Source organism: Bradyrhizobium sp. RP6 (assembly GCF_003837805.1).
In the GTDB taxonomy this organism is placed as follows: Bacteria; Pseudomonadota; Alphaproteobacteria; order Rhizobiales; family Xanthobacteraceae; genus Bradyrhizobium.
The window spans coordinates 199,489-211,842 of sequence record NZ_RQIT01000006.1 but is presented as its reverse complement, the minus strand read 5'-3'; the positions used below and the strand labels follow the sequence as shown (position 1 = coordinate 211,842).

The 12,354-nt window shown below is 64.0% G+C and carries 9 protein-coding genes; 3 read left to right on the top strand and 6 right to left on the bottom strand.

Features of this window, described 5'->3' with window-relative positions:
* Positions 1–16: 16 nt before the first annotated feature.
* Both urtB and urtA read right to left on the bottom strand, forming a co-directional pair.
* Entirely contained in the window at positions 17–943 is a 927-nt protein-coding gene (gene urtB / locus EHH60_RS15195) for an urea ABC transporter permease subunit UrtB (protein WP_124160268.1), read from the bottom strand.
* A 130-nt stretch (positions 944–1,073) separates the two neighbouring features.
* Positions 1,074–2,333, bottom strand: coding sequence for an urea ABC transporter substrate-binding protein (gene urtA / locus EHH60_RS15190; protein WP_124160267.1), 1,260 nt, complete (start codon positions 2,331–2,333; stop codon positions 1,074–1,076).
* A 171-nt stretch (positions 2,334–2,504) separates the two neighbouring features.
* Between urtA and EHH60_RS15185 the strand changes: the two genes are divergently transcribed.
* The gene (locus EHH60_RS15185; protein WP_124160266.1) at positions 2,505–5,876 is read left to right on the top strand and encodes a hybrid sensor histidine kinase/response regulator; all 3,372 of its coding nucleotides are present in this window, start codon (positions 2,505–2,507) and stop codon (positions 5,874–5,876) included.
* Positions 5,866–6,786 carry a response regulator gene (locus EHH60_RS15180; protein WP_124160265.1) on the top strand — a complete coding sequence of 307 codons (921 nt, stop codon included), beginning with the start codon at positions 5,866–5,868 and terminating at the stop codon, positions 6,784–6,786. Before EHH60_RS15185 ends, EHH60_RS15180 begins: the two co-directional genes overlap by 11 nt.
* A 129-nt stretch (positions 6,787–6,915) precedes the next feature.
* Here EHH60_RS15180 and EHH60_RS15175 read toward each other — a convergent pair whose 3' ends face one another.
* Positions 6,916–8,418 carry a flavin-containing monooxygenase gene (locus EHH60_RS15175; protein WP_199751480.1) on the bottom strand — a complete coding sequence of 501 codons (1,503 nt, stop codon included), beginning with the start codon at positions 8,416–8,418 and terminating at the stop codon, positions 6,916–6,918.
* Positions 8,419–8,543: 125 nt separating this feature from the next.
* Positions 8,544–9,302: a S1 family peptidase gene (locus EHH60_RS15170; protein WP_199751479.1), complete on the bottom strand. Its 759-nt coding sequence runs from the start codon at positions 9,300–9,302 to the stop codon at positions 8,544–8,546.
* Between the two features lie 110 nt (positions 9,303–9,412).
* On the opposite strand from EHH60_RS15170, the gene EHH60_RS15165 reads away from it, so the two are divergent.
* Positions 9,413–10,048, top strand: a complete 636-nt coding sequence (locus tag EHH60_RS15165) for an HAD-IA family hydrolase (RefSeq protein ID WP_199751478.1) — start codon at positions 9,413–9,415, stop codon at positions 10,046–10,048.
* A gap of 120 nt (positions 10,049–10,168) precedes the next feature.
* Here EHH60_RS15165 and mtnA read toward each other — a convergent pair whose 3' ends face one another.
* Both mtnA and EHH60_RS15150 read right to left on the bottom strand, forming a co-directional pair.
* Positions 10,169–11,275, bottom strand: a complete 1,107-nt coding sequence (gene mtnA / locus EHH60_RS15155) for an S-methyl-5-thioribose-1-phosphate isomerase (RefSeq protein WP_124160261.1) — start codon at positions 11,273–11,275, stop codon at positions 10,169–10,171.
* Positions 11,276–11,304: 29 nt separating this feature from the next.
* Positions 11,305–12,180 (bottom strand): S-methyl-5'-thioadenosine phosphorylase, encoded by an 876-nt coding sequence (locus tag EHH60_RS15150; RefSeq protein ID WP_124160260.1) that lies wholly within the window; start codon positions 12,178–12,180, stop codon positions 11,305–11,307.
* Positions 12,181–12,354: the final 174 nt, after the last annotated feature.

Sequence of the window (12,354 nt, the reverse complement as noted above, 5' to 3'; positions counted from 1 at the left end):
GCTTGCCTGCTTCTCGTTATTTGCGGACTTTGAGGGCGAAGAGACCCTGCGGCCGCAGCATCAGGATGCCGACGACAGCGAGCAGCGTGAGCACCTTGGCCATCGAGCCCGACATGAAGAACTCGAGCGTCGATTGCGTCTGCGAGATCGAGAAGGCCGAGGCGATGGTGCCGAGCAGGCTGGCGGCGCCGCCGAACACGACCACAAGGAAGGTATCGACGATGTAGAGCTGACCGGAGGTCGGCCCGGTCGACCCGATCATGGTGAAGGCGCTGCCGGCGACGCCCGCGATGCCGCAGCCGAGGCCGAAAGTGTAGCGATCGACCTTTTCGGTGTTGATGCCGACCGCGCCGGCCATGATGCGGTTCTGCACGACCGCACGCACCTGGCGCCCCCAGCGCGACAGGTAGAGAACGTAGGCAACGGAAACGGTGATCAGCACGGTGAGACCCATCACGAAGACGCCGTTGATCGGCACCTCGATGCTGTCGGTCACGTGCAGCGAGCCCAGCATCCATTGCGGCAGCTCGACGCCGACCTCGCGCGCGCCGAACACGGAGCGATAGGCCTGCTGAAGCATCAGGCTGAGGCCCCAGGTGGCAAGCAGCGTATCGAGCGGTCGCTTGTAGAGGTGCCGTATCAGCACCCACTCCACCAGCATGCCGAGCGCGCCGGATGCGACGAATGCCAGGATCATCGCAAGGAAGAAGTAGCCGCCGAACAGGCTCGGCATGTAGGCTTGGAAGACGTTCGAGGTCATCCAGGTGACGTAGGCCCCGAGGATCATGAACTCGCCATGGGCCATGTTGATGACGCCCATCTGGCCGAAGATGATGGCAAGTCCGAGCGCCATCAGGACATAGACGGAGAACAGGATCAGTCCGGCAAAACCCTGCATGACGAAGATCGAGCCAAGGTCGCCAATCGAATAGTCGCCGAACATCTATGTCCTCCGTCGGGAAAGGGTCCCGCGTCGCGAGCAGGTTCGCGACGCGGGGTCTTGAGGCATGGACTTGCGATCCACGCCAGGGAGCGGCTTGGTGTCTGCGAGAAGGCGCGAGGGATGCCGTCGCTTACTGGTAGCCCTTCGGGAACGGATCCGGCTCGACGAGATCGGCGGTCTCGTAGATCAGCTCGAACTGGCCATCGAGCTTGGCCCGACCCACCCGGGTCTTCGACCAGAGATGATGGTTTTCGTGGATGCGCACGTAACCTTCCGGGGCCCCCTTGAATTCGACGCCGGGCGACGCTGCCGCGATCTTGTCGACGTCGAAGGAGCCGGCCTTCTCGACGGTCAACTTCCACAGCCACGGGCCGAGATACGCAGCCTGGGTGACGTCTCCGATCACGGTCTTCTCGCCCCACATCTTCTTGAAGGCGGGCACGAAGGCCTTGTTGTTGGGATTGTCCAGCGACTGGAAGTACTTCATGCAGGCGTACGCGCCAGCAATGTTCTCGCCACCGATGCCGTCGATTTCGTCCTCGGTCACCGAAATCGTCAGCAGCGGCTGCTTGGCGAGATCGATGCCGGCGGCCTTGAGCTGCTTGTAGAACGCGACGTTGGAGCCACCGACGACGTCGGTGAAGATCACGTCGGGCTTGGTCAGCTTGATCTTGTTGATGACCGAGTTGAACTGCGTGCTGCCGAGCGCGTAGTACTCCTCGCCGACGACCTTGCCCTTCAGGACGTTTTCGACGTGCTTGCGCGCGATCTTGTTCGAGGTGCGCGGCCAGATGTAGTCGGAACCGATGAAGAAGAAGGTCTTCGCGCCCTTCTCCTTGGCGATCCAGTTCAGGCCGGCGAGAATCTGCTGGGTCGCTTCCTGGCCGGTGTAGATCACATTCTTGGACTGCTCGAGGCCTTCGTAGAAGGTCGGATAATAGAGCATGCCGTTATACTGCTCGACGACCGGCAGCACCGCCTTGCGGGAAGCCGAGGTCCAGCAGCCCATGATGGCCGCGACCTTGTCGTTGACCAGCAGCTTCTTGGCCTTTTCCGCGAAGGTCGGCCAATCGGAGGCGCCGTCCTCCTGGATGAACTTGATCTTGCGCCCGAGCACGCCACCGGCCGCGTTGATCTGCTCGATCGCGAGCTTTTCGGCCTCGATCGAGCCGGTCTCGGAGATCGCCATGGTGCCGGTCGCCGAATGCAGGATGCCGACCGTGACCTCGGTGTCGGTGACCGCAAGACCCGTGGTGTTGACCGCCGATGTCGCCGGGGCCTGCGCAAAGGACGCCCGCGGCAGCATCGTGACAACAGGCACGGCGGCCATCCCCATCAGCAATTTGCGCCGGAGCGGCGACAACAGGCCCTTGTTTGCTTCGTCTGACATGAGCACCCCCACTTTTGTTCGAGAACACGCTATCGGTGCCGGGAGGATGGCTCGAATTTGTGCAGCACAAGCATACGCAAGATCGCGTATACTGCACCGCAAAATGCCGACGTAGGCTTCTGGTACGGAATTTGCGAGGGGTCCGGGTCCGTATCAGGGAGTGGGGGTTACGTGGCAGGGCGGCAGCGAATAGACCGCGTCAGGCGCCAGTACAACCAATGGGTCGCCAACCAGACGCTGGAAGACTACGCCCTGCGCTTCACCGCCAAGAGCGCACGCCGCTGGTCCGCCGCCCGCGTCGCCAACACTGCCCTGGGCGCGATCTCATTCCTGGCGATGGAAGCGATCGGCGGCACAATCACGCTGAACTATGGCGTCACCAACGCGACTGCCGCCATCCTGGTGGTCTCGATCATCATCTTCTGCTGCGGGGTGCCCATTGCGTATTATGCGGCGAAGTGCGGCATCGACATCGACCTGCTGACGCGAGGAGCCGGCTTCGGTTACATCGGCTCGACCGTCACGTCGCTGATCTACGCGTCCTTCACCTTCATCTTCTTTGCGATCGAAGCCGTGATCCTCGCGTCCGCGCTCGAGATGTGCTTCGGGATTCCGCGACCGATCGGCTACCTCATCAGCGCCGTCGTCATCATCCCGCTGGTTGCCTACGGCATCACGCTGATCAGCCGCTTCCAATTGTGGACGCAGCCGCTATGGGTGATCCTTCACATCATTCCGTTCGCGGCGATCGCCTGGCACAACCCGCACTCCTTCACGGAGTGGCGCAAGTTCTCGGGCGAGCACGGCGATCTCAACGGACATTTCGATCTGCTGCTGTTCGGCGTTGCCGCCTCGGTCGTGTTCTCGCTGGTGGCGCAGATCGGCGAGCAGGTCGACTTCCTGCGATTTCTGCCGCGCGACCGCCGCGCCTCGAGGGCCTCCTGGTGGATGGCGCTGATGAGCGCAGGACCGGGCTGGATCGTGCTCGGCGCGCTGAAGCTGCTGGCCGGCTCGTTTCTTGCCTTCTTCGCGCTCAGCCACGGCGTGCCGCCCGAGGAGGCCGCCGAGCCGGCGCACATGTATCTCGAAGCGTTCCGCTATGTGCTGTCGCAGCCTGACCTCGCGCTGGCGTTGACCGGCACTTTCGTGATCCTGTCGCAAGTCAAGATCAACGTCACCAACGCCTATGCCGGCTCGATCGCCTGGTCGAACTTCTTCTCGCGTTTGACCCACAGCCATCCCGGGCGCGTGGTCTGGCTGGTCTTCAACGTCATCGTGGCGCTGCTGTTGATGGAGATCGGCGTCTACAAGGCCCTGGAGCAGACGCTGGCGCTCTATTCGAACGTCGCGATCGCCTGGGTCGGCGCGCTGGTCGCCGATCTCGTCGTCAACAAGCCGCTTGGTTTGCGACCGCAGCAGATCGAGTTCAAGCGCGCGCATCTCTACGACATCAACCCGGTCGGCGTGGGTGCGATGACGATCGCGACCATCGTTTCCATCAGCGCCTTTTACGGCCTGTTCGGGCCGACCGCGAAGGCGCTGTCAGCCTTCATAGCGCTCGCGGTGGCCTTCCTCACCGCACCGTTGATTGCCTGGGCCACCGACGGCAAGTACTACATCGCGCGCAAGCCGAAGCGGAGCTGGCAGAACATCGAAGCGATCCAGTGCTGCATCTGCGAGCACTCGTTCGAGCCGGAGGACATGGCCTCCTGCCCTGCCTATGCCGGGCCGATCTGCTCGCTGTGCTGTTCGCTGGACGCGCGCTGCCACGATCTCTGCAAGCCGCACGCACGAATCCAGATACAGGTGGCAGAGACGCTGGGCAAGCTGATGCCGCAATCGATCTATGCCCGGATCAACTCTCAACTCGGCCACTATATAGGCGTGTTCGCGGTCTCAGCCGGCCTGGTCGCCCTGGTGCTGGGACTGATCTATCTGCAGACGTCGGCGAGCGTCCGTGGGGAAAACGAGCTCGTGTCCGACGTGCTCTGGAAGGTGTTCTTCTCGCTCAGCATCATCATCGGCGTGGTTGCCTGGCTGTTCGTGCTGGCGCAGCAGAGCCGCCGCGCCGCCGAGGCCGAGACGCGGCGGCAGACCGCGCTGCTGATCCAGGAGATCGACGCGCACAAGCGCACCGACGCCGAGCTCCAACGTGCCAAGGAAGTCGCCGAATCCGCCAACCTCGCCAAGAGCCGCTACGTGGTGGGCCTGAGCCATGAGCTGCGCTCGCCGCTGAACGCGATCAGCGGCTATGCCCAGCTGCTCGAGCAGGATACGACACTGGGCCCGAAGCCGCGCGACCAGGTCCGCGTCGTCCGCCGCAGCGCCGACCATCTGTCCGGCCTGATCGACGGCATCCTGGACATTTCCAAGATCGAGGCGGGGCGGCTGTATCTGTCGCGCGACGAGGTGCGCCTCGGCGAATTCCTCGAGCAGCTCGTCGGCATGTTCCGCCTTCAGGCTGCGGCCAAAGGCATCGATTTCGTGTTCAGGCGGCCGGCGTCGCTGCCGCTCGTGGTCTATGCGGACGAGAAGCGGCTGCGCCAGGTGCTGATCAATTTGCTCTCGAACGCCATCAAGTTCACCCAGTCCGGCAGTGTGCAATTCGTCGTGCACTATCGCAGCCCCGTTGCCGAATTCGAGGTGATCGACACCGGCCCGGGCATCCGGAGCGACGATCTCGAACGCATCTTCGCGCCTTTCGAGCGCGGTGCGCTTGGCGTCTCGCAGCCGCAGACCGGCACCGGCCTCGGCCTCACCATCAGCCGCCTGCTCGCCGGCGTGATGGGCGGCGATATCAAGGTCGTAAGCGCGGTCGGCGCCGGCTCAACGTTCAAGGTCAAGATCCTGCTCTCGGAGGTCACCAATCCCCAGCGCATCGCACCGGTTGAGGCCCCGGTCTCCGGCTATCACGGTGCCCGCAAGACCATCCTCATCACCGACGATGATCCCGTGCATCGCGACCTCCTGCGCGAGGTGCTGACGCCGCTCGGTTTCATCCTGCTCAGCGCGCCCGACGGCGCCGGCTGCCTCGCGCTGGCGCAGCATTGCCGGCCCGATCTGTTCCTGCTCGATATCTCGATGCCCGCCATGGACGGCTGGACCGTGGCCGAGGCCTTGCGCGCGAGCGGCCATCACCAGGCGCGCATCCTGATGGTGTCGGCAAGCGCGTTGGAGGCCCACGGCGCGCCGCTGGCTCAACCCTTCCACGACGGCTACCTGATGAAGCCGATCGACATCCCGCGGCTGCTGGAGACGATCCGTCAGCTCCTCAAGATCGAATGGCAATACGGTTCGGGCGAGGTCGCGGTGCCGCTCTGGCGTCCCGAGACCGGATCAAAGCCACCGGCGCGGCACATCGAGGCCCTGATCGGGCTCGGCCAGATCGGCTACGTCAGGGGTATCCAGTTGAAGCTGGACGAGATCGGCAACGATCATCCTGAGCATGCCGACTTCGTCGCGCAGATGCGGTCGCTGGTCGATCGCTTCGATCTCGACCAGTACATGGCCACATTGAAGACGTTGCACGCGTATGAACATTGAGTCGAAGAAGCGCGACGTTGCGCTCGTTGTCGATGATTCTCCGGAGACGCTCCGGCTGCTCACCGACGCGCTCGACGGCGCCGGCATGACGGTCATGGTGGCGCTCGACGGCGCCGCGGCGATGCGCATCATCGAGCAGCTCACGCCCGACATCATTCTGCTCGATGCGGTGATGCCCGGCATCGACGGCTTCGAGACCTGCCGCCGGCTCAAGCGCGATGCCGGTCTTGCCAACGTCCCCGTGATCTTCATGACGGGCCTTGCCGAGACCGAGCATATCGTGCGTGGACTTGAAGCCGGCGGCGTCGACTACGTGACCAAGCCGATCGTGATCGAGGAGATGCTGGCACGCATCCGCGTCCATCTCGGAAATGCCCGGCTGACCCAGAGCGCGCGCGCGGCGCTCGACGTCTCCGGCCGCTTCCTGTTCGCGGTCAATCGCCAAGGCAACGTGCTCTGGGCGACGCCGCAGGCGCAGAAACTGCTGTCCGACCATCACGGCGCGCAGGCCGACGATTTCGTCCTGCCGCCAGCGCTGCTGCAGTGGCTGGAGCAGGCCAAGGCCAAGGGCAGCTCGAAGTCGCAAGGAGCTTCCTTGCCCGACAATCCGCAACTTCGGCTCTATTACATGGGCGAAACCGCGCCGAACGAGTTCCTGCTGCGGCTCTCCAGGGACTCCGGCACCGCGCTGCCGCCCGAATTCACCAGCGAGCTCGGCCTCACCACCCGCGAGGGAGAGGTTCTGGCCTGGCTCAGCAAGGGCAAGACCAACCGCGACATCGCGCAAATCTTGGGTCTCAGCCCGCGCACGGTCGACAAGCATCTCGAGCAGATCTACGCCAAGCTCGGCGTGGAGAACCGGACGGCCGCGGCGGCCATTGCGGCGAATGCGACAAGGCGGAATTCGTGAATGTGCTGCAAATGAGTTGGGATGCCGCTCACCCGATCAACGGCGTCGTCCCGGACAAGCGCAGCGCCGATCCGGGACGACAGCGGGGTGTGTAGCGCCGTCTACCGCCCCTTCCACCGACGACGCCCCTCACCCGTACACAAACGCCTTGTCGTCCAGCTCCGTCTTCGGAATCTCGTCCTTCTCGGTCCAGTAGTCCTGGCTGTGCTGCCATTCCGGCTTGTCGCCGCGCCTGGGCAGGAGGTCCATGTTGCGCATCATGTAGCCGGGGTTGAAGTTTTCCGGATCGATCCAGGGCAGGATCGGCATGTTGTGGTCTTCAGGACGCAGCTTGACTTCGACCTTCTTTGCACCCTTCGCCTTCATGTGTCCGAGCAGCCGGCAGACGAAATCGGCGACGAGATCGACGCGCAGCGTCCAGCTGGCGCGGAAATAGCCGAATACCCAGACCATGTTCGGCACGCCCGTGAACATCATGCCGCGATAGGTGACGGTGTCGCCGAAAGCGAGCGGCCTGCCGTCGATCTCGAAGGCGATGTCGCCGAGCGCGGCGAGATTGAACCCGGTCGCGGTGACGATGATGTCGGCCTCGAGCACCTTGCCCGATTTGAGCTGGATGCCGTTCTCGACGAAGCACTCGATCTCGTCGGTCACGACCGAGGCCTTGCCGCTGGCAATGCCCTTAAACAGGTCGGCATCCGGCACGAAAGCGATGCGCTGCCGCCACGGCCGGTATTTTGGCGTGAAGTGGGTCTCGACGTCGTAGTCCGGGCCGAGCACGGCGCTGATCTGGCCGATCAGCTCCTTCTTGACCTGCTCGGGCTTGGACACGCAGAGCTTCGTGAACGCATCCTGCTCGAACAGGATCTTGCGTCGCACGATCTCATGGATCCAGGCTTCGTCGACCTGAAGCCGCCGCAATTCTTCCGCGATCTCGATGGCGTTGCGGCCCAGGCGGAAGTAAGTCGGCGAGCGCTGCAGCATGGTGACATGCGCGCATTGGTCCGCGATGTTCGGCACCAGCGTTGCCGCCGTCGCGCCCGAGCCGATCACGACGACCTTCTTGTTGGCGAGGTCGATATCATCGGGCCAGGTCTGGGGATGGACGATGCGGCCCTTGAAGCGGTCCATGCCCTTCCATTGCGGCGTGTAGCCTTCCGAATGGCGATAATAGCCCTGGCACATCCAGAGGAAGTTGGCGGTGAAGGTCCTAGGCTCGCCGGTGTCGGTCGTCACCGCCTCAATGGTCCAGAGATTCTGCTCGCTGGACCAGCTGGCGGAATTGATCTTGTGCTTGTAGCGGATGTGCCGCGCGATATCGTTGTCGTCGATCACCTCTTTCATATAGGAGAGGATTTCCTCGGCGGTCGCGATCGGCGGGCCGACCCACGGCTTGAAGCTGTAGCCAAAGGTATGCAGATCACTGTCGGAGCGAATGCCGGGATAGCGATGTGTGCTCCAGGTGCCGCCGAATGTTTCCTGCGTCTCCAGGATGACGTAGCTCGTGCCCGGAAGCTGCTTCTGGATGTGATAGGCGCTGCCGATGCCGGAGATACCGGCGCCGACGATCAGCACGTCGAAATGTCCAGAAGCCTGTTTGGCCGTGGCGTGACTGCGAACAGCGACATTCATTGTTGCTTCTATGCCTTGCTTGTTTTTGTGGCCGCCCTTGACCGGACGGCGCGTTTCCTCCGCGACGGGCAGTTTCGCCCGCCGCGCTTTCGCTTCAAAATGACATAGATCAAATCGACGTCAAATCACAGGCCCGCACCCCAGCTCCGCGCGGTCTGCAGGATCCAGTCGCGATAAAGCGTCAGCGGCGTGACGCCGGTCAACCCGCCGCAACCGGCTGCGCCGTTCGGCCCGGTGGACCAGCTGATGAGGCCGACGAGCACGGGACCGTTCGGCTTATCCTCGAACACGGGGCCGCCGGAATCGCCGGTGCAAGCACCAATTCCGTCGCGAACGCCGTTGGTTACGGGATCGACCAGGCGGATCTGGAGCGTGCCGGGCTGCCCGGTCGCAACGAGGCCCGCCGCGCGCGTTGTGCCGCCGCTCTTGCCGTCACCGCGAACGGTGACGCCGATGCCGGCGACGACGAAGCGACTCCCGACCTGAATTGGAATCGTCGGCGTGCCGACCGTCACCGTGGATTTTCCCTTGGGTGGAATTTCCAATTGCAGCAGCGCGACGTCGGCGGTGGCGCGGTGCGCCTGCATCGCCTGCATGTTGAAGTTTGGATGGATGGCAACGGTGCGCACATTCAGCAATTGCGGTGCGCCGTCGGCACCGCGATCGACGATCTTGTAGTCCGCGCCAGGCTGCACACAGTGCGCGACCGTCAGGACCACGCGTGGTGCAATCAGGCTGCCGGTACAGAAATTGCCGCGAGATCCGACGATGGTGACGACCGCACGCGCGACACCATCGGCCTGCGGCGTGCCGCCACCGACGATGGCGTGGGCGGGCGCGGCGAGCAGCAGCGCGGCAGCGATGAACGTGGCGAGCTTCTTCATGGGAACACGGTTTGGCGTCAGCATCGGTGATGGAGGGGGACGGCTTCGGACTGGCTCTTGCCGATACCGCATGCTAGCCCTCTTGGAAAGGAATTGACGAGGGCAGGACATTGACGATCGAGGCTGTGATCTTTGATTTTGGCGGCGTGCTGACGAGCTCACCATTCGAGGCGTTCACGCGGTTCGAGACCGAGCGCGGCCTGCCCATCGACATCATCCGGCGCACCAACGCCGCCAATCACCTGGAAAACGCCTGGGCCAAGTTCGAGCGGGCCGAGGTCGACATCGACACGTTCGACGAATTGTTCGCCGCCGAATCGCTCGCGCTTGGTGCGGAAGTGCGCGGCCGTGACGTGCTGCCGTTGCTGCAGGGCGATCTGCGCCCGGAGATGGTCGAGGCTCTGAAGCGCATCAAGGCGCAGTTCACGACCGGCTGCATCACCAACAATTTGCCGGCGAACGCCATCGGCAGCATGACGGGACGCTCCCTCTACATCGCCGAAGTGATGGTGCTGTTCGATCACGTCATCGAATCCGCGAAGATCGGCCTGCGCAAGCCCGACCCGCGCATCTACAGGCTGATGGTCGAGACGCTGAAGGTCGATCCGAACAAGTGCGTCTATCTCGACGATCTCGGCGTCAACCTGAAGCCCGCGCGCGAAATGGGCATGACCACGATCAAGGTGACGAGCGGCGCACAGGCGATCGCCGAGCTCGAGGAGGCGACGGGGCTGAAGCTCGGGTAGCGCGTCAGACTCCGTCATTGCGAGCGCAGCGAAGCAATCCAGACTGCCTCCCCGGAAAGACTCTGGATTGCTTCGCTGCGCTCGCAATGACGGTTGTGGCGGGATATCGCCCGACCAAATCTACTCCGCCGCAGCAGCGACCCGCTCGGGGAACGCCGCCGCCAGCGCAGCGCGATCCGGCTTCACCACGCCGCGCTCGGTGATGAGACCGGTGACGAGCCGTGCGGGCGTCACATCGAAAGCGTAATTCACGACCGGCGAGCCCTCCGGCACGATGCGCACCGTCTCGAGCCGGCCATCGGCCGTGCGACCGGTCATGTCGGTGACCTCCACGCCGCTGCGCTGCTCGATCGGGATGTCGCGAATGCCGTCATGGACGGCGAAGTCGATCGTCGGCGACGGCAGCGCGACGTAGAACGGCACGCCATTGTCATGCGCGGCGAGTGCCTTCAGATAGGTGCCGATCTTGTTGCAGACGTCGCCGTTGGCGGCGACGCGGTCGGTGCCGACGATGGCGAGATCGACCATGCCGTGCTGCATCAGGTGTCCGCCGGTATTGTCCGGGACCACCGTGTGCGGCACGCCGTGATGGCCGAGCTCCCACGCCGTGAGCGAGGCGCCCTGGTTGCGCGGCCGGGTCTCGTCGACCCAGACATGGATCTTGAGGCCGCGCTCATGCGCGAGATAGACCGGCGCCGTCGCCGTACCCCAATCGACGGTGGCGAGCCAGCCGGCGTTGCAATGAGTGAGGACATTGACCGTCTCGCCCGGCTTCTTCGCCGCGATCGCCTCGATCAGCTTCAGACCGTTGCCGGCGATGCCGCGGTTGATCTCGACGTCCTGCTCGACGATCTCGTCGGCGCGCGCATAGGCCGCTTCTGCCCTTTCAAGGGGGTCGATCGGCGCGAGCGTCGCGCGCATCTCGTCCAGGGCCCATTTCAGATTGATCGCGGTCGGCCGCGCCACGACGAGCGTGTCATAGGCACGCTTCAGGCCTGCATCCGAGGCATCCTCGCGCATTGCGAGCGCCATTCCATAAGCGGCAGTCGCGCCGATCAAAGGCGCGCCGCGCACCAGCATGTCGCGGATCGCGACGGCCGCGTCTTCGCAGGAGGTCAGGCGCGCGATGATGAACTCATGCGGCAGCCTGCGCTGGTCGATCGCGCCGACCGACCAGCCGTCACGCTCGCGCCAGATGCTGCGGAAATGCTTGCCGTCGACCTTCATGGCATTCTGCCTTTCGTTCTTCTTGCGTCTCACGCCCGCAGGATGCGGCCGGCCACAGCATCGAGCCTCTTCAGAAGCTCCGGATCGCGTGCCTCGGGCGCCGTGATCAGCGCAGTGTCGAGCGCACGGTCCGAACCAATCGGGCACGGCTCGTGCACGCGCGGAAAATCCTTTGCCAGCCGCGCCACCAGCGCCTTCGCCTTATCGGCGTTCGACGTCAGCACGCGGATGATGTCCTGGACGGTGACGGCGTCGTGATCGGGATGCCAGCAATCGAAATCCGTCACCATCGCGACGGTGGCGTAGCAGATCTCCGCCTCGCGCGCGAGCTTGGCCTCCGGCATGTTGGTCATGCCGATCACGGAATAACCAAGGGTCTTGTAGGTCATGCTCTCCGCATAAGTGGAGAATTGCGGCCCTTCCATGCAGACATAAGTGCCGCCGCGCGCGATCGCGATGCCCTCGGCCTCAGCCGCCGCCGCGAGATGGATGCGCAGCCGCGGCGAGACCGGATGCGCCATCGACACATGCGCGACGCAGCCGCGGCCGAAGAACGAGCTCTCCCGCTTGTGGGTGCGGTCGACGAACTGGTCGACGAGAACGAAGGTCCCGGGCGGCAGTTCCTCTTTGAAGGAGCCGCAGGCCGAGAGCGAGATCAGATCGGTGACGCCGGCGCGCTTCAGCACGTCGATATTGGCGCGATAGTTGATGTCGGAGGGAGACAGCCGGTGGCCCTTGTCATGCCGCGGCAGGAACACGATCGGCAGGCCGGCGATGGAGCCGCGCCGCAACGGCGCAGACGGCTCGCCCCAGGGACTTTTGATTACCTCTTCGCGCGCACCTTCGAGGCCGGGCAGGTCATAGATGCCCGAGCCGCCGATGATACCCAATATCGCCTGCGTCATTCCTGCTCCACCATGTCCGCCACGTGTGACATGGTTAAGCTATGCCAGTTTTGCGGCGAATTTGGAACGGGGCTGGAGGGGCGATGCCGGTAGCGTGAGGAGCGGTGAGCGCTCGCCTCACGCTCAGTGTCGTCCCTTGCGCACGCAGGGACCCATAGCCACAGGCGGTCGTTT

Coding starts and splice junctions, on each gene's coding strand:
- urtB (WP_124160268.1), bottom strand. CDS start 943: ATGTTCGGCGACTATTCGATTGGCGACCTTGGCTCGATCTTCGTCATG.
- urtA (WP_124160267.1), bottom strand. CDS start 2,333: ATGTCAGACGAAGCAAACAAGGGCCTGTTGTCGCCGCTCCGGCGCAAA.
- EHH60_RS15180 (WP_124160265.1), top strand. CDS start 5,866: ATGAACATTGAGTCGAAGAAGCGCGACGTTGCGCTCGTTGTCGATGAT.
- EHH60_RS15175 (WP_199751480.1), bottom strand. CDS start 8,418: ATGAATGTCGCTGTTCGCAGTCACGCCACGGCCAAACAGGCTTCTGGA.
- EHH60_RS15170 (WP_199751479.1), bottom strand. CDS start 9,302: ATGAAGAAGCTCGCCACGTTCATCGCTGCCGCGCTGCTGCTCGCCGCG.
- mtnA (WP_124160261.1), bottom strand. CDS start 11,275: ATGAAGGTCGACGGCAAGCATTTCCGCAGCATCTGGCGCGAGCGTGAC.
- EHH60_RS15150 (WP_124160260.1), bottom strand. CDS start 12,180: ATGACGCAGGCGATATTGGGTATCATCGGCGGCTCGGGCATCTATGAC.